This is a genomic window from Bowmanella sp. JS7-9 (assembly GCF_004329715.1).
GTDB classification, from domain to species: domain Bacteria; phylum Pseudomonadota; class Gammaproteobacteria; order Enterobacterales; family Alteromonadaceae; genus Pseudobowmanella; species Pseudobowmanella zhangzhouensis.
This window is the reverse complement of record NZ_JXSY01000029.1, coordinates 41,707-59,233: the sequence shown is the minus strand read 5'-3', so window position 1 is coordinate 59,233 and position 17,527 is coordinate 41,707. Positions and strand designations below refer to the sequence as shown.

Here is a 17,527-nt window from a genome sequence, read left to right as displayed (position 1 = left end):
TATGCATATTGTTGTTAGCCAATTGTTAACGCTACTATCGGCAGGCGGCATGTATTGCGCATTCTCTCTGGGCTGCAAAGGGTCACGCAGGGCGTGGCCTTTTTCTTTTTTCGATAAGGATTCCTGTATGGCAGTGCGTCAACTCCTCAGTTTATTCACCCTGTTACCGTCTGCGTTTGGCATGGCAACCAGCTTGTCTGTGATGTCGCCCAACCAACAGCTGGTTGTGACTGTCTCGGATGAGAGTGATGCGCCGTTTTATCAGGTTAGTTACCGGGGCGAGACCATTATCGCGCCGTCTCTGTTGGGGCTGGAATTTAAACAGCAGGGGCAATTTGGCCCCGGCTTTGTGATTGCAGACAGCCAGCGTAGTCGTGCTGACAATACCTGGGAGCAGCCCTGGGGTGAACGGCGGTTAGTACGCGACCAGCATAATGAGTTGATGGTGACGCTGCAAAGCCAGCAAGCCGGCGCATTTAACGTGCGATTTCGCGTATTTGATGATGGTCTGGGGTTTCGTTATGAAGTGAATGAACAACCTGGCATGGCGCAGGTTGATGTCACTGATGAAATGACCCGCTTTAACATTCCTAATCCTCAGCAAACCACGGCCTGGTGGATCCCAGCACGCGCCTTTAACCGCTATGAATATATTTATCGCACCACGTCACTCCCAGCGATGGAACGTGCCAACACGCCGCTGACCTTCAAACTGCCATCGGGTGTGCATCTGAGCATTCACGAAGCGGCTCTGGTGGATTGGTCGGGCATGGTGCTGGATCAGCGCCGGGACGGCGAATTAAAAGTCACGCTGACGCCTTGGTCAGATGGGGTGATGGTTAAAACCGCTGCACCATTTAAATCCAGCTGGCGCACCATACAAGTCGCTGATAATGCTGCCCAGTTGGCCAATTCCAGCCTGATCCTGAATTTAAATGAGCCGAATAAACTGGGTGATGTGAGCTGGGTAGAGCCGGGCAAATATATCGGCATTTGGTGGGGCATGCACATTAATAAATATACCTGGGGCAGTGGCCCGCAGCATGGTGCTACCACGGCAAACACCAAAGCCTATATGGACTTTGCCGCCGAGCATGGATTTGATGGTGTGCTGGTGGAAGGCTGGAATATTGGTTGGGACGGTGAATGGTTCCATAACGGCGATCTGTTCAGTTTCACCCAGCCTTATGCCGACTTTGATATCGCTGAATTGGGGCGTTATGGCAAACAAAAGGGCGTAAAGCTGATCGGTCACCATGAGACCTCAGGCAATGTGACGAACTACCGTAATCAGATGGACGACGCCTTCGCACTTTATACCCAACATGGGGTGAGCCAGATTAAAACCGGCTATGTGGCGGACGGCGGCGATATTAAACGCATCGATGCCAATGGCCATGTGCGAAACGAATGGCATGATGGCCAGTTTATGGTTGGCGAGTACTTACATAACGTGCAACTGGCGGCCAAATATAAACTCAGCATCAATACCCACGAGCCAGTTAAAGATACAGGCCTTCGCCGCACCTATCCCAACTGGTTGAGCCGCGAAGGTGCGCGGGGTCAGGAGTTTAATGCCTGGGGTAGCCCACCGAATCCACCAGAGCACACCGCCATGTTGCCATTTACCCGCATGCTGGCCGGTCCGATGGACTTTACGCCGGGCATTTTTGATATGCACTTCGGTGGCGATAAGCCGCTTAATCGTCCGCAAACCACGCTGGCGAAGCAACTGGCGTTGTATGTGGTGCTGTATAGCCCGATTCAGATGGCAGCCGATTTGCCTGAAAACTATACCCAGCACATGGATGCCTTCCAGTTTATTAAAGATGTACCGACCGACTGGGAAGAGAGTATTGCACTGGATGGCGCAGTAGGCGATTTCGTTGTATTTGCCCGCCAGCAGCGTGGCGGCAGTGACTGGTACCTCGGCGCCCTGACAGATGAGGATGCCCGCAATGTAACCGTCAAGCTGGACTTCCTCGAACCCGGAAAACGCTATGAAGCACAAGTTTACCGAGACGGTGATAAAGCCCATTGGGACACCAATCCCTACGATTACGTAATTGAAAAACGTCAGGTTACTGCGAATGACAGCCTGAATCTGCAACTGGCCGCCAGTGGTGGTAGCGCTATTCGCTTTAAAGCCCTGTAAGGAGATCTGCGATGCGATTTAAACCCCTATTACTTAGCTTGCTGTCATTCTCTGCACTGGCGGAACTTGACCATGTGCAACCATCGTCATGGTGGATCGGTATGCAGCACAAAGACGTGCAAATCATGCTGCATGGTAACGATATTGGCGACGATAAGGTGCGGGTCAGCTACCCCGGTGTGGCACTGATCGATGTACAACACACTGATAACAACAACTACCTGTTTGTTACCCTGCGTATCAGTGATGATGCCAAGCCCGGCAAAGTCGGGATTACGCTCGACAGTGACACCGCCTGGGTGGACTTGCTTGAGCGCGAGCCCGGTTCCGCGCAGCGTCAGGGTTTTAATAATAGTGATGTGATTTACCTTATTACCCCAGATCGTTTTGCCAACGGTGATAGCACTAATGATGAGGTGGCGGACCTTAAAGAAGGCAAAAACCGCGAACATGTAGGCGGCCGTCATGGTGGTGATATTCAGGGTATTATCGACCATCTGGATTACCTCGATGATATGGGGTACACCCAGCTGTGGCTGATGCCGGTACTTGAGAACGATCAGGCCAGTTACTCTTATCATGGTTATTCAACCACAGATTACTATCGCATCGACCCGCGCTATGGCAGCAACGGGTTGTACCGACAACTGTCTGACCAGCTAGCCAAGCGCAACATGGGCTTGATCAAAGATGTCATTCTCAATCACATCGGCTCTGAGCATTGGTGGATGAAAGATATGCCTGCGTCAGACTGGATAAATCATGGCGGCAAATTTGTCGGCACCAATCACCGCCGTGAAACCATGCATGATCCACATGCGGCGCCTGGCGAGGCCGCCGGCTTCAAAGATGGTTGGTTTGTGCCGAGTATGCCGGACTTGAATCAGCGCAATCCGTTGCTGGCAACGTACCTGATTCAAAACAGTATCTGGTGGATTGAAACCGCCAAGCTCAGCGGTATTCGTCTCGACACCTATTCTTACCCGGATAGCGCGTTTTTAAGTGAATATACACGCCGGGTGATGCAGGAATATCCAAATTTCAGCATGGTAGGAGAAGAATGGTCGACCAATCCCGCCATCGTGTCTTATTGGCAGCGTGGCACCAAACGTCACGATGGCTATCAGTCGGCGCTTTCCAGCCTGATGGACTTCCCTTTACAGGATGCGGTCGTGAAAGGCCTGACAGCACCAGAGACCTGGTCGAGCGGCATTAGCAGCATTTATCAAACCCTGGCCAATGACTTTGTGTACGGTAACGCCAATGATTTGGTGGTGTTCCCGGATAACCACGATATGAGCCGTATCTTTTCCCAACTCAACGAAGATATCGCCCTGACCAAAATGGCGCTGGCGTTTTATGCCACGACCCGTGGAACTCCCCAGTACTTTTACGGTACCGAAATTCTGATGAAAAACCCGGGCACCGACGATCATGGTGTGATCCGCAGCGATTTCCCGGGCGGCTGGCCGGATGACAAGGTCAATGGGTTTAACGGTAAAGGGTTAACGGCAGAGCAGGCCGGGATGCAGGCCTGGCTGCGACAGTTGCTTAACTGGCGTAAAACCAGTGCGGCGGTGACTAGCGGTGAGCTGGTGCATTACATTCCCTACGATGGCACTTATGTGTATTTCCGGGTTGCGGATAAACAACGGGTGATGGTGGTATTGAACAAGGGACAGGCTCGTACCGTCCCGATGAGTTACTTCCACGCTATGTTAGGTGATGCGAAACAGGGCAAAGATGTGATGCTGGGGTCAGATGTGGCGCTAAGTGGTGACCTTGCTCTGGATGCAAAATCAGTTCGGATTATTGAGTTTTAAACATGAAAACAACGCGATTACCTCAATGGGCAATACTTTTTTGCCTGTTATTGCTCCCCTCTGCATATGCAGCTGACTATCTGGGCCATCAGCTGGATGGTCAGGTATTAACTGTCCGCACTGACGAAGGCAACGTACAGTTGACCGCTTGGCATAGTGAGGCGTTTGCGGTGCATTACCAGCCCACGGGCGTGAAGCAATTGCCTTCGTTTGCTTTGGCGGGGAAGCCGGAGTCTGTGATGGTCAGCCTGACGGATAAGGGTGATGAGCTGATTTTTAATGCCGGCGATATTCAGGCCCATGTCAGAAAGTCTCCGCTACGCGTGCGTTTCTATCGCGGTACTGACTATATCGGTGGCGAAGAGCGCGGCCTGTTTAACTACGATGGCCTGCGAGGCTTTCGATTCGCACTGCAGGACGATGAGAAACTGTTAGGCACGGGTGAGCGGGTGGTCGGTATGGATCGCCGCGGCGAACGCCTGCCGTTGTATAACCGCGCCAGCTATGGGTACGGCGATAATCGCACCGAACAGATGTATTACAGTGTGCCGGTTGTGATGTCGTCACATAAATACATGCTGGTATTTGATAACAGCGCCTCGGGTTGGGTCGATTTAGGCAAGTCCGAGTCTGATGTGCTGCAATTTGAAGCCAGTGCCGGGCGTACAGCCTATTTGTTTACCGCCGCCGATAGTTTTGAAGATTTACTGCTTAATTATGTGCGAATGACCGGTAAACAGCCTTTACCGCCGCGCTGGGCGCTGGGCAATGTGGCTTCGCGTTTCGGCTATCGCACCGAGCAGGAAGTCCGGGACACGATTGGCTTATTTCGTGAAAAACAACTGCCGGTCGATGCTATCGTGCTGGATTTGTATTGGTTTGGTACCGAAGTGAAAGGCACCATGGGCAATCTGGCCTGGCACAAAGATAGTTTTCCTGCCCCGGAGAAGATGATCGCCGATCTGAAAACCGATGGGGTGCAAACCATACTCATCACTGAGCCCTTTGTGCTGACCTCATCTGATCGCTGGCAAGAGGCCGTTGAGGCTAATGCGCTTGCCAAAAACTTAGGCGGTGAAGATAAACGCTTCGATTTTTACTTCGGCAATACCGGTCTGATTGATGTGTTCAATCCGGTTGCACAGGACTGGTTCTGGTCTGTTTATGCGGGCCTGAAAGAGCAGGGCGTCGGTGGCTGGTGGGGCGATCTGGGCGAGCCGGAGGTGCATCCATACGATGCCATTCATACGCTGGCGGACGGCACCAAGGCCAGTGCCGATGAAGTCCACAATGCCTATGGTCATCAGTGGGCCGCGATGCTTGCGGAGCGTCTGCAACAGGCTGATCCCGATACCCGCCATTTTATTATGATGCGTAGCGGTTTTGCCGGTTCACAGCGCTATGGCATGGTGCCCTGGACCGGTGATGTCAGCCGCAGTTGGAGTGGCCTCAAACCTCAGGTTGAGCTGAGCCTGCAAATGGGCCTGACCGGTCTGGCATGGACTCATTCTGACTTAGGTGGTTTCGCCGGTGGTGAGGTGTTCGATCAGGAAATGTACGTGCGCTGGCTGCAATACGGTGTGTTCCAGCCGGTGTTCCGTCCCCATGCGCAGGATAACATTGCGCCTGAACCCGTATTTCACGATGAGCGCACCATTCAACTGCTGCGACCGTATCTTAATCTGCGTTATCAACTGCTGCCTTATCTGTATTCCATGGCGTTTGAGAATAGTCAGACCGGGCTGCCCCTGATGCGTCCGTTGTTTTTTGATGACCTTAAGCAGTTGGAAAATGCACAGTCCTATATGTGGGGAGATGCGTTTCTGGTCACGCCGGTTACCGCTGCGGGTGTCAGCGAAGTCACCGTGCAGGCGCCGGCGGGTATTTGGTTTAATTTCTGGAATGGCACTCGCTATCAGGGTGGTCAGGCGCTGACGCTTGCATCGCCCATTGAACAGTTACCTGTGTTGGTCAAAGCGGGCAGCTTTGTGCCAATGGTGAAAGCCGTTGCCACCACAAAGGATTACAGTTCAGCGGAGCTGACCCTGCATTATTACCATGATGTCAGCGTAAAAAATGCGGCCTACCAGATGTATGAAGACGACGGTAAAACCGCCGGCGCGTACGATAAAGGCTTGTACGAATTATTGAATATCAGCGCCAGTGTCAGCGATGAGTTGGTGATTGAATTAGCGCGTGATATGCCCTCTGCCTATCAGGGTGCACCAACCCAGCGACAGATTACGCTGCTGGTACATGGGGTAGAGCAACTGCCCAAGCAAATCACCATCGGCCAACAAGATGCGAAACAGTGGGCTTACGACTCACAAAAACGCCTGCTAACCATTGACTTTAGCTGGGATCATCAGGCGCAGCGTGTAAGGATCAAATAATATGAAAAAGCGCTTAATTATATTGGCGGCAGCCGTCAGTGCAGCCCTTGCTGGTTGTGCCAGCACGCAACAGAATCAAACCGCCATGACAGTCAACCCGGGCGACAACGGCAAACCGGTGGTCTATCAGACACTAACGCGGTTATTCGGTAATACCAAAACAGCGAATATTCCATGGGGCACCATGGAACAAAATGGCGTGGGTAAATTTGCCGATTTCACCCCAGAGGCGCTGGCGGGGATACTCGAATTAGGCACAACCCACATTTGGTTTACCGGGGTACCACACCACGCGGTTATTCACGATTACACGGCGTACGGGATCAGTCAGGACGATCCGGATGTGGTCAAAGGCCGTGCTGGGTCACCTTATGCAGTCAAAGACTATTACAACGTCGACCCGGATCTGGCCACTGATGTGAGCCAGCGTCTGGCGGAATTTGAAGCCCTGATCGCGCGTACTCATGCCGCTGGCATGCAGGTGGTGATCGATATCGTTCCCAACCATGTGGCACGTGGTTATCACTCCCTCAGCGCCCCCGTGGGAGTGGAAGATTTTGGTGCCAGTGACAATACGTCGGTGGAATACGCCAAACATAACAACTTTTACTATGTGCCCGGGCAAGCATTTCGTCCGCCGGTAGTTGATGACGCCATCCGACCTTTGGGGGGGGAAGCACATCCGCTGGCAGACGGTAAATTCGATGAGAATCCGGCTAAGTGGACCGGTAATGGTTCGCGCAGTGTGCAGCCGGATCAAAATGACTGGTATGAAACGGTTAAAATTAATTACGGCGTCAAGCCGGATGGTAGTTACGACTTCCCGCGCTTACCCGCCGAATATGCCAAAAAATCGGTTGCCGAACATCTGGCATTTTGGGCCGCGGTGGATGTGCCGGATAGCTGGAAAAAGTACCGGGATATAGCCTTGTACTGGACAGCCAAGGGCGTGGACGGTTTCCGCTACGATGTGGCCGAGATGGTGCCGGTGGAATTCTGGAGTTATCTGAATAGCCATATCAAGCAAGCCAATCCAAACGCATTTTTGTTGGCTGAGATCTATAACCCAAGCATTTACCGCGATTATATCGGGCTGGGTAAAATGGATTATCTGTATGACAAAGTCGGCACTTATGATGCGTTACGCGCTGTGGTGGAGGGCAAAGCCGATACCGATGGGTTAGTGAGTTTGCAACACAGTTTGCAGGATATCGATTCGCATATGCTGCGCTTTTTGGAAAACCACGATGAGCAGCGCATTGCCAGCAATGCGTTTGCCGGTTACGGCGAGAAAGCAAAACCGGCCATGGTGTATACCGCGTTAGTCGGTAAAAACGCCACCATGCTGTATTTCGGTCAGGAAGTGGGCGAGCGCGGCGATGGTGACCTGGGCTTTGGTGATCCAACCCGTACCAGTTTGTTTGATTACGCCGGCGTGCCTGCCCATCAACGCTGGATGAATTTCGGTAAGTTTGACGGCTTTATGTTGTCGGGACGCGAAAAAGCCTTACGCCAGTTTTATGTGGATTTACTCAATCTGTCGCGTACTGAGCCAGCCTTTGGCGGTGAGTTTGCCGAGCTGCACACGTTAAACCGTGCAGCGGGTAACGGTTATACCGGCGGGCAGTTTGCCTTTGCCCGTTGGCAGGGCGATGATCAGGTGTTGGTGGTATCCAATTTCAGCGATCAGGCCGCTGCCTTTGAACTACACATTCCTGCGGCTTTGCTTAAGAGTTGGCAACTAGGCGATGGGGTCTATCCGTTGACGGAGTTGCTGCACGGCGCTGAGAATGTCACGCTGACCGTCGAAAATGGTCAGGGCAAGGCGAAGATTATTCTGGCGCCGCTGGCATCGATGGTACTGAAACGATAGGAACGGTAATGAGAATCTGGCTGGTCGCATTCTGCATAGGGTTAGTTAATGTTACTGGGTTCTTGGCTGGCGCTGCGCCTGCCGACCAGGCAAACGGCCAGGTGCTCCTGCGTGAAGTTGCCGACTTTAACGGCGATCAGCGCACCCTGCGTATTTACCTGCCACCAGGGTATGACGATAGTCAGCAACGCTATCCCGTACTGTATATGCATGACGCGCAAAACCTGTTTGATGAGTCAACCGCCTATGCAGGTGAATGGCAGGTGGATGAGAGCCTGGATAAGTTAGCGTCACAAGGCCTGAAGCTGATTGTGGTAGGGATTGACCATGGTGAGCAGCAACGTTTGCTGGAATTGAGCCCCTGGACGAATGCCCGCTTTGGTCAGGCCAGTGGTGAAGACTATGCTGATTTTATCGTCAATAGCGTAAAACCTTGGGTGGATGCTGAGTTTCGTACGCTGGCCGGGCGTGAGCATACTGGGGTGATGGGCAGCTCCATGGGCGGCCTGATGAGCCATTATCTGCTGCTCAACTACCCACAAACCTTCAGCAAAGCGGGTATTTTTTCACCCTCCTACTGGTATAGCGATGACGTCAAAGCGTTTACGCTAAGCCACCTTCCCAAGCAGGATAGTCGCTTGTTTATGTTGGTCGGCGGCATGGAAGGGGATACCATGCAGGGTGATATGCTTGCCATGTATCAGCAGTTACTGGCCTATGGCCAGAGTCCGCTGCAAATCCGTGCCGTGGTGCAGGCTGATGCGCAGCATAATGAAGCCTTCTGGCGAGGTTATTTCCCTCAGGCGGTTCGTTGGCTTTTTCTGTCAGATACTTTATAAAAGGACGTAATCACAGGGAACATCGTTATATTTAATTACTAAGGACAGTAAACATGCGCAGAATCATAATCCTGATTGCGAGCGTCATCTTAGCTTCATCTACCTATGCTCAAACCACGAAACCTACCTCATTGAAAATTGCAGAGGCAATCGATCCGATTCCGGTGAAGCGTGTTCATCCAGAGTATCCACCAGAAAGTGCGAGGATAGGCCAGCAAGGCTGGGTGAAGGTCAGCTTTGTAGTGAATCAGAAGGGACGGGTGGTAGATCCTGTTGTATTGGACTCGTCTGGTGGACGCGGATTTGAAAGAGAAGCCATAAAAGCTTTGAAAAAGTGGCGATATGAACCGGCAATGGAAAACGGTCAGCCAGTGGAGTCCTGTGCAAATAAAGTCCAACTTGATTTTGTTTTGGCAGAGGGAAGGTCGGGCGCCACCAAAAAAGGTTTGGTTAAGCTAAAAGAAATCGCTGGTGCATTAGACCAGGATCGGTTCGACATTGCGGCGACGTTGCTAACGGATTTTGAAAGTAATATCGGTAACGGTTACGAACAAAGTTTTTATCATTTTTATGCGGCTAAAATTGCCGCCAGTCGCAAGGACACGGCCGCGCAGATAACCCACCTCCAAGGTGCAATCGCAACCTATTATGATTTTCAACGCCATATCAGAAAATTCTATGTGGGTGATGCTGGCTTTTCATTGGGAGCCACGGCATTTGCCTTGCTGGTGGATGAAGGTCGTTGGGCGGAGGCCATTAATTTATATAAATCACTGAGTTTTGTCAGTGGCAGTGATGAACGGACAGAGATAAAACAATTAGCCAGCTACGTAGAAAAAATCGACAATTTTGAAGGTATGGTTCCGGTTAAACTCAGTCTGGATGAGCGGGCGGTTGTTTTGCATCAATTGATACGTAGTCAATTTGCTTTTACATCACTTGAAGGGCAGATCGATGGACTGGAGATTCGATGTCAAAAACGGCGTGAAACATACACATTCGCTCTGGATAGTCAGTGGAATATTCCTGAAAGCTGGGGGGCGTGTAGCGTGCTGTTAAAAGGTCAACCCGGGACTAAAGTTACTTTGGTAGAAATGCAGGACTCATAGTTAACCAAGCGACCCCGGCCGCTTTTTTGTACCAGATACGCAGAATGTCAGGAGTGCAGCTATGTGGCACCAAGTCGAAAGGCTCTGGCGACGCTGGCAGGCCAGTCGCCCACTCACGCCGAATCTCATTCGCAGACAATGGCGTGAGGAAATCGCCCGGCAACGGATCAGTGCACAGCGCAAAATTGAAAACAGCTGGCATTGGGGTAATGTGGGTCAAATTGAAATGCAGGCACTGAACCGCTGTGAAGCCTTGCTTGCCGGATTGTCTCCGGGATTAGATTGTCAGACGTTACTTACGCAAGCTGGTGAGGCATTGGAGTCTCTGGTTGAAAGCTATCGTAACAATGCGTGGGATGAGGACGGCTACGGTCTCGGCACTGCCCGGCAGTTACAGAATCTGGTGCGGGAGCAAGCGTTAAAATGTTAAGAGCAGCCATTGTTTTTATGATCGTCAGCCTGTCTCCGGGCTGGGTATGGGCGCAAACGCCCGAAAATCACCATCAACTCAAGCACTGGCTGAGCCAGCATTGCCAAGCCTCGGCACTGGTACTCAGCTTGATGCCACCGCCTGATTTGGTCGAGCCTGATGAGTTTGGTTGTCCACTGGTAGATTCAGCGCGCTGGCATGCTCAGCGTCAGGAAATTAACCAACGATACGAGGATGCAGTGGCGCAACAACTGGCGAAGATGCAACAGATTGTTCAGGCCAACAGTTATAGCCATATGAGTGAGTGGTTACCGTTAGACGCCGATGCAGCGCTGACATTACAGGTGCTTTCACAAAACGCTGAGTATTTAGTCGCACGTATGATGGCTGTAGCACCAGCGCCACTGGTTGGTGAGGGCTGGGGGCAATTTCATCCTGTTATGGATAACGCGTTGCGCCGCAGCGGTAGTCAACTTGATCGGCGTTTGTTGGTGTATGCCATGTTTCGCGATAACCGCGATTATCAGGCTGTGAATGAATTTAATGCGCTGATGGCTGACGGTGATCAACATGGTCTGTGGTTAATCGACTATGCGCCGCTGGCCCGCCGGCACGATGATGAGCTGGAAACCGTGGGCTACCAGATGATGGCTACGCTGGAAAACTATCTGGTGCGCTACGGGCCAAATGCGGCTTATTGTCAGTGGCAACAAAGTCAGCACGATGATCAGGTCAATGCGCTGATCAGCGCGCTTAAGGTGAATTATCCAGAGCCGTTGTGCCAGTAGCCTGCAGCGCGTATCAGCGGTCGTCGAGATTTAGCGATTGATGAATACGCAGTGCCGTTGGCTCAATATGACTGGCGATCAGGATCAGACGCTGTTGTGCCTGCGCCTGTAACCACTGGCAAAGCGCATGCATATATTCCTGATCCAGCCCTTCAAAGGGTTCATCCACTAACCAAACAGGTCGATCTGCTATCTTTGCCCTTGCCAGCCCCAGTCGCTTTAGTTCACCGCCGGACAGACGTCGTCCGCCAACTCCCAACCAATCATGTAAATCCGTCAGATAACCCAGACCAACAGCATGTAAAACATTGAAGGCTTCTGGTTCAGTGAGATCGGGATTGGCGACTTTCAGGTTTTCCAGCAGAGTACCGTTCAGACACTGGGGGAATTGCTCCACATAACGCATGGCGTCACATAACCCGTTTGGTAGCGGGATGCCATCCATTTCCCGTGAGCCACTGGCGGGAATAAGCCCGGCAATCGCCTGTAGCAGGCTACTTTTGCCGCTGCCGGAGCTGCCACGCAGCAAACAGATCCCGCTGGCCGGCAACGTCATGGATACCGGCGCTACAGGTCGGCCATCAGGCTTTAGCTCTTTAATCTGCATTGAGGTCACCGGATCGGGGGCAGTTTTGCGGGTCAGCGGTTGTAACGGCAGGCTTGCCAGTTGGGTGTTGGCATGTTGGTCGCGAACCCAGGCCTGATTGGCACTAAAACCATTAGCCAGCCAATCTCTGGCTGCCAGTAGCAGCATTACCGGGATCAGAAACTCCGCGTGTCCTTGTGCACTGTCATCTTGCATCCAGATCATTAATATCAGCAGCGCCATACTGCCGGCTTGCAGAAGCAGTAGATGCCAGTTGATGGCATGTTGTTCGCGCAGCTCCGCGTCCCATACCTTGTCTGCGCTTGGCATTTGAAAACTTGCTGCCCCCAGGTGCCAAAGCGGTGCTGCCTGAAAATAGCGCTCGCTGCGCTGTTCAAATGCGCTGCGCGCATCTGCCCGCTGCGCGGCGATGCCGCGTGACTGGCGATAGTGATGTAACCATAACAATATGACCATCGCGCTCAGCAAGGCGATAAAGCCAAACCAGGCCGGGCTGTAAAAGGCGCTTGTAATTAGTGCGATCAACAACATCAAGACGCTACCGGCCAGTTGGCTAATCCAGGCAATCCAGGCGTTGGCAAGCGTGTCGATGGCGTCGCTCATCGCTTCAGTGCTGGCGGCACGATCGAGAATGCGCTGTTGCTGCAAGCGTGCAAACAAGCCCAGCCGTAACCGGCCGAGGCGTTGCAGCATATGTTGATGGCCAAAGTACAGGTAGCCATAGCCTGCGGCAATGCGGATTAGAGCCAATGCCCTCACTACCACGGCAGGCAGCAGATAATTAAAACCCGGCACTGCGATGGCGCAGGCGGCGATAAACCAGGCAGAGAATATCAGCAGAATAAGACCCGCGAGCAGGTGGACAGATGCCAGAGTCAGGGTAATCAAGGCTGGCATATTTGCTCCTCAATCTCACCATGCTGAATATCCCAGCAACGGTTGAACCACGCCTGATTCAGGGGTTTGTGCGATGCCCAGATCACAGTTTTATCACGCAGATGATATTCCAGTAACGCACACAGGCTGACATGCAGATTTTCGGTCAGATGCGCGGTGGGCTCATCCAGCAATACCAGCGGACGTGGGTGCAACAAGATGCGCGCCAGCGCTAGCCGTTGCAGTTGCCCACCAGACAAAGGTGGATGATCGCCAAACTGGCTATCGAGTCCATTAGTCAGCTGGCATAGCCAGTCGTCCAACTCTACCTGACGCAACGCGTGAAGCAATTGGGTATCGGACATGTCCTCGCCTAAGCACAAGTTGTCGCGCAGTGTCTGGCCACTTAACAGTGGGGATTGGGTTAGATAGGCACATTCAGAATTAAGTTGGTGGCTAGCCGGGCGCCAGCCCATCAGCGCCTCAAGTAACACAGATTTACCGGCACCTGATGCGCCCCGTAACCACACTTTATCACCGGGCTGCAGCGTTAATTGCTGTGCATATAGCGCAGGCTGCGGGATCCGGTATTCATGCCATTGCAGCCCGCAAAATTCGCTGGAGGAATTGTGGGTATTGAGCATTTCTAGTTGCGACTGCAAAGCTGCCAGTGCTGCGGTGGCCTCCGCCTTGAAGTGATACAGACGGCCCAGTTGTTTAAGCTCTGCAAAAACCAGTGGCACAGCCAACAATAAAAACAATCCGCTATGTAAGGTTAATGGTGGACCAAAATGTATTTCACCCAGCAGGCTGAATCCTACAAACACGGCGACCAGCGCCACAGACAGGGTAGAAAAAAAATCCAGTACGGTATTGGATAAAAACGCGATACGCACCACGGCCAGCGTGCGTTGATTAAGCAATTGGCTGGCACGCTGCAAGTGCTCGGATTGGCGTGGAAAGGCATTAAATACCTGCAACATATCCCAGGCACGCAAGCGGTCGGCAAACAGACTGCCCAGTCTGGTCAGGGCCACAAAGTGTTGGCGATGCAGGCTGGCAGCACCTTTGCCGACCAGAATCATAAATAGCGGCACCACAGGCATGCAGAGCAGCAGTACCATCGAGACTACCCAATTAATTGGCCAGGCAATCAATAAAATAATCAGTGGAGTGACAACGGCAAAACGCATCTGCGGCTCATAGTGCGCCACATAACGCCCAAGCGCAGGAATCTGTTGGATAAAAAGGTTTTGCCAGTAGCGTGTATCTTGCTGGCGGATCATCGCATATTGGCGCTGATAAAACTGTTGTTGCAATTGATGGCTTATGTGCTGCTGCACGCTCAGTTGTAATTTAACACTGAGGTGCTGACTGCTGGCCTGGCTGGCGAGATGGGTCAACAAAGCCAGCAATAGCAAGATTAAGTCGTGCATCGTCACTGTTGCGTCGGTCACAATCAGGCGATGAACTATGTCGGCCAACAGCCAATACATCGTCAGCGACGCGCCAAACTGCAGTAATTGCAGCAGATTGATCCACAACAAAACGGGCCGCCAGGCCCGTCCGTGTTGTTTTAACCAGTCACGCAGGACGGGGGTGGGGTTATTGCTCGTGTTCGTCACGGCGATCCATGTCTTCGGTCGACTCTAACCACATAGCGTTAATAATACCGAAAGAACATGCCAGCAGTACGCCTAATATCCAGGTGAAATACCACATAAGTGTTCTCCTTAGTAAATAATGTGTGGCTGATTAAGTTCAGACTGTTTGATACGCCCGCGCATCACCCAATATCCGTATAGGGTGTAACCCAAGACAATCGGCACGAAAATACAGGCCACGTAAAACATGATCTTCAGGGTCATCAGGCTGGAGGTGGCATCCCATACCGTCAGGCTGGCCTCTGGCATTATCGAGCTGGGCATCAGGAACGGAAACATAGAGAATCCAGCGGTCAGGATAATGCCTGTCATGGTCAATGCACTGAATACGAATGCCAGTCCACCTTTGCCCTGCAGTGATGACCAGGCGCACAGTAAGCCCGCCGCGATAGCCAGCACTGGTGCGAGCATCATCCAGGGGTATTGACTGTAGTTGTTGAGCCAGGCACCGGCTTCAACGCTCACCGTTTTGGTTAACGGGTTGGAGGTGGCGGCGCTGTCGATTGCAGAGGTAATCACATAGCCATCGAGGCCCAGTGCCACCCACAATCCAGCCAGCACAAACAATCCCACTGTGGTCAATGACAGGATAACCGAGACACCTCGTGCCCGGTGTAACAACTGATCGGTGGTTTTCATCTGCAACCAGGCGGCACCATGGTTGAGTAACATGGCCACCGAGATTAGCCCGCTCAGCAGAGCAAACGGGGTGAGCAATCCAAAGAAGCTGCCTTCATAGGTGGCTTTGAGGGTGTCATCCAGGGTAAAGGGGACGCCGAGCAACAGGTTGCCAAATGCCACGCCGAAAATCAGCGCAGGCACTAAACCACCGGCAAACAGTGCCCAGTCCCATGCCTGACGCCATTGTTTGTTGGGCAGTTTGGAGCGGTAATCAAATCCGATTGGGCGCATCCATAGCGCCATCAGCGTCACCGCCAATGCCAGGTAAAAACCCGAGAACGCGGTGGCATAAATCATCGGCCACGCCGCGAAAATCGCGCCACCTGCAGTGATAAACCAGACCTGATTTCCGTCCCAATGCGGGCCGATGGTGTTGATCATCACGCGGCGGTCCTCATCGGTTTTTCCCACCAACGTCAGCAACGCACCGACACCCAAATCGAAGCCATCGGTGATGGCCAGACCAATTAACAACACACCTACCAATACCCACCAGACGAGGCGGAGAAATTCATAATCAATCATGGGTTTACTCCTTGCTGATTCCCCAAAAAGGCGTTGTCATCCTGATGTTGGTCATGCTCAGCAAAGGTCGCAGTCGGGCCTTTACGGGCAAATTTCTGCATCAGATAGAAACCAATTACAAACATCACGGCATAGAACAGGGTATAGCCGACTAAGGTCGTGACAACGTCCGACACGCTCAGGTTAGATACCGCCGCATGGACTGGTAAAACTTCGGCAATCGACCAGGGTTGGCGACCAAATTCAGCCACAAACCAGCCCGCTTCAGAGGCAATCCACGGCAGTGGCAGACTGAACAGGGCAAACTTCAGTAACCAGCGAGGTTTAGTGATTTGATGCTTGGTGGAATACCAAAATGCCAGTGCAAACAGAATCAGCATTAAAAAGCCTGCGCCCACCATAATCCGGAAACTGAAGAACAGCGGTGCTACCGGTGGAATACTGTAATCCACCGCTTTTTGCAGGGCGGTTTCGTCATATTGGGTGATGTCCTGAGTAAACGGCTGCAGTAGCATGGCAAAACCCAGATCATCCTTGTGCGCATTGAACGTGGCGATTTGCTCTTCTGTGGCGCGGCCAGCGCGCACATCGTCCAATAAAGCATATGCGATCACACCAGACTCGATACGCCCACGGTGCTCAACTTTGTGCTCTTTCAGACCCATGACTTCTTCGTCTAGTGAGCGTGTGGCGATAAGGCCCATTAGTCCCGGAATTTTAATCGCGTAATCGACGGTTTCGGTTTCGTCGTTGGGTAAGCCAATCAGGGTGAAATCCGCTGGCGCGGGGTGGGTTTCATATTCGGCCTCGATGGCAGCGAGTTTTACTTTCTGAATATCGCCCACTTCGTAACCTGACTCGTCACCCAGCACGATAACTGACAGTACTGAGGCCAAACCAAAGCTGGCCGCAATCGCAAATGAGCGTCGGGCAAAGGCGATTTCGCGGTGCTTAAGCAGATAGTAACTGGAAATGGCGAGAACAAAGATGGCACCGGTAACGTAGCCTGCGGAGACGGTATGTACGAATTTAACCTGCGCTACCGGGTTAAAGATCAGTTCGGCAAAACTGGTCATTTCCATCCGCATGGACTCAACGTTAAACTCCGCGCCAACCGGATGTTGCATCCAGCCATTGGCAATCAGGATCCATAACGCAGAGAAGTTAGAGCCCAGCGCCACCAGCCAGGTTGCCATAAGGTGTTTAACCTTCGACATTTTGTTCCAGCCAAAGAAAAACAGACCCACGAAGGTGGACTCCAGAAAAAACGCCATCAGGCCTTCAATCGCCAGTGGTGCGCCAAAAATGTCACCGACGTAGTGGGAGTAATAGGACCAGTTCATACCAAACTGGAATTCCATGGTCAGACCCGTGGCCACGCCAAGCGCAAAGTTAATGCCAAATAACTTGCCCCAGAACATGGTCATTTGTTTGTAAATTTCCTTGCCAGTCATTACATAGACCGACTCCATAATGGCCAGCAGGAAACTGAGTCCCAATGTCAGCGGGACAAATATAAAGTGGTACATCGCGGTAAGTGCGAATTGCCACCGGGAGAGTTCTACTAAGGTTTCATTCATTGTCTTTCTCGCTACTGAGATTGCGTGAAAAAAAGCACAGCGACGCCAGGAAAAGCTGGCAACCAATAGCGCCGCTGCAGATAACACAGACACTGCAGATACTGTGCCATTGATAAAAAATTCTTTTATATCAATGCATTAAGCTTGTTTTGAGGAGTGGCTAACCATGCGTTATTGCGCTGGA

13 protein-coding genes are annotated in these 17,527 nt (G+C 52.1%); 8 read left to right on the top strand and 5 right to left on the bottom strand.

Annotation, left to right across the window (positions count from 1 at the left end):
- Positions 1–127 precede the first annotated feature (127 nt).
- The 8 genes from TK45_RS15495 to TK45_RS15460 all read left to right on the top strand — a co-directional run bounded on the left by TK45_RS15495 (position 128) and on the right by TK45_RS15460 (position 11,410).
- Positions 128–2,155, top strand: coding sequence for a glycoside hydrolase family 97 protein (locus TK45_RS15495; protein WP_174719794.1), 2,028 nt, complete (start codon positions 128–130; stop codon positions 2,153–2,155).
- 11 nt (positions 2,156–2,166) lie between these two features.
- Complete coding sequence (locus TK45_RS15490; RefSeq protein ID WP_131259755.1) at positions 2,167–3,978, top strand: glycoside hydrolase family 13 protein; 1,812 nt, start codon at positions 2,167–2,169, stop codon at positions 3,976–3,978.
- Between the two features lie 2 nt (positions 3,979–3,980).
- Positions 3,981–6,371 (top strand): TIM-barrel domain-containing protein, encoded by a 2,391-nt coding sequence (locus TK45_RS15485; RefSeq protein ID WP_131259754.1) that lies wholly within the window; start codon positions 3,981–3,983, stop codon positions 6,369–6,371.
- 1 nt (position 6,372) lies between these two features.
- Positions 6,373–8,244 carry an alpha-amylase family glycosyl hydrolase gene (locus TK45_RS15480; RefSeq protein ID WP_131259753.1) on the top strand — a complete coding sequence of 624 codons (1,872 nt, stop codon included), beginning with the start codon at positions 6,373–6,375 and terminating at the stop codon, positions 8,242–8,244.
- An 8-nt stretch (positions 8,245–8,252) separates the two neighbouring features.
- On the top strand, positions 8,253–9,083 hold the full coding sequence (locus TK45_RS15475; RefSeq protein WP_131259752.1) for an alpha/beta hydrolase: 831 nt from the start codon (positions 8,253–8,255) through the stop codon (positions 9,081–9,083).
- A gap of 53 nt (positions 9,084–9,136) precedes the next feature.
- Positions 9,137–10,192: an energy transducer TonB gene (locus TK45_RS15470; protein ID WP_131259751.1), complete on the top strand. Its 1,056-nt coding sequence runs from the start codon at positions 9,137–9,139 to the stop codon at positions 10,190–10,192.
- Between the two features lie 61 nt (positions 10,193–10,253).
- The gene (locus tag TK45_RS15465) at positions 10,254–10,622 is read left to right on the top strand and encodes a hypothetical protein (RefSeq protein WP_131259750.1); all 369 of its coding nucleotides are present in this window, start codon (positions 10,254–10,256) and stop codon (positions 10,620–10,622) included.
- The gene (locus tag TK45_RS15460) at positions 10,616–11,410 is read left to right on the top strand and encodes a hypothetical protein (RefSeq protein ID WP_131259749.1); all 795 of its coding nucleotides are present in this window, start codon (positions 10,616–10,618) and stop codon (positions 11,408–11,410) included. The genes TK45_RS15465 and TK45_RS15460 overlap by 7 nt, the downstream gene beginning before the upstream one ends.
- Positions 11,411–11,423: 13 nt before the next feature.
- Here the strand turns inward: TK45_RS15460 and TK45_RS15455 are convergent, their stop codons facing one another.
- From TK45_RS15455 to TK45_RS15435, 5 genes are read right to left on the bottom strand one after another with little or no spacing between them, the layout of a single operon-like run.
- Complete coding sequence (locus TK45_RS15455) at positions 11,424–12,914, bottom strand: ATP-binding cassette domain-containing protein (protein ID WP_131259748.1); 1,491 nt, start codon at positions 12,912–12,914, stop codon at positions 11,424–11,426.
- A complete protein-coding gene (locus TK45_RS15450) occupies positions 12,902–14,518 on the bottom strand; it encodes an ABC transporter ATP-binding protein/permease (RefSeq protein ID WP_131259747.1) in 1,617 nt (538 codons plus the stop codon). The genes TK45_RS15455 and TK45_RS15450 overlap by 13 nt, the downstream gene beginning before the upstream one ends.
- Complete coding sequence (gene cydX / locus TK45_RS15445; RefSeq protein WP_131259746.1) at positions 14,499–14,615, bottom strand: cytochrome bd-I oxidase subunit CydX; 117 nt, start codon at positions 14,613–14,615, stop codon at positions 14,499–14,501. The genes TK45_RS15450 and cydX overlap by 20 nt, the downstream gene beginning before the upstream one ends.
- Before the next feature lie 11 nt (positions 14,616–14,626).
- Positions 14,627–15,763: a cytochrome d ubiquinol oxidase subunit II gene (gene cydB / locus TK45_RS15440; RefSeq protein ID WP_131259745.1), complete on the bottom strand. Its 1,137-nt coding sequence runs from the start codon at positions 15,761–15,763 to the stop codon at positions 14,627–14,629.
- On the bottom strand, positions 15,760–17,343 hold the full coding sequence (locus TK45_RS15435) for a cytochrome ubiquinol oxidase subunit I (RefSeq protein WP_131259744.1): 1,584 nt from the start codon (positions 17,341–17,343) through the stop codon (positions 15,760–15,762). The genes cydB and TK45_RS15435 overlap by 4 nt, the downstream gene beginning before the upstream one ends.
- Positions 17,344–17,527: the final 184 nt, after the last annotated feature.

Coding starts and splice junctions, on each gene's coding strand:
- TK45_RS15495 (WP_174719794.1), top strand. CDS start 128: ATGGCAGTGCGTCAACTCCTCAGTTTATTCACCCTGTTACCGTCTGCG.
- TK45_RS15490 (WP_131259755.1), top strand. CDS start 2,167: ATGCGATTTAAACCCCTATTACTTAGCTTGCTGTCATTCTCTGCACTG.
- TK45_RS15485 (WP_131259754.1), top strand. CDS start 3,981: ATGAAAACAACGCGATTACCTCAATGGGCAATACTTTTTTGCCTGTTA.
- TK45_RS15480 (WP_131259753.1), top strand. CDS start 6,373: ATGAAAAAGCGCTTAATTATATTGGCGGCAGCCGTCAGTGCAGCCCTT.
- TK45_RS15475 (WP_131259752.1), top strand. CDS start 8,253: ATGAGAATCTGGCTGGTCGCATTCTGCATAGGGTTAGTTAATGTTACT.
- TK45_RS15470 (WP_131259751.1), top strand. CDS start 9,137: ATGCGCAGAATCATAATCCTGATTGCGAGCGTCATCTTAGCTTCATCT.
- TK45_RS15465 (WP_131259750.1), top strand. CDS start 10,254: ATGTGGCACCAAGTCGAAAGGCTCTGGCGACGCTGGCAGGCCAGTCGC.
- TK45_RS15460 (WP_131259749.1), top strand. CDS start 10,616: ATGTTAAGAGCAGCCATTGTTTTTATGATCGTCAGCCTGTCTCCGGGC.
- TK45_RS15455 (WP_131259748.1), bottom strand. CDS start 12,914: ATGCCAGCCTTGATTACCCTGACTCTGGCATCTGTCCACCTGCTCGCG.
- cydX (WP_131259746.1), bottom strand. CDS start 14,615: ATGTGGTATTTCACCTGGATATTAGGCGTACTGCTGGCATGTTCTTTC.
- cydB (WP_131259745.1), bottom strand. CDS start 15,763: ATGATTGATTATGAATTTCTCCGCCTCGTCTGGTGGGTATTGGTAGGT.
- TK45_RS15435 (WP_131259744.1), bottom strand. CDS start 17,343: ATGAATGAAACCTTAGTAGAACTCTCCCGGTGGCAATTCGCACTTACC.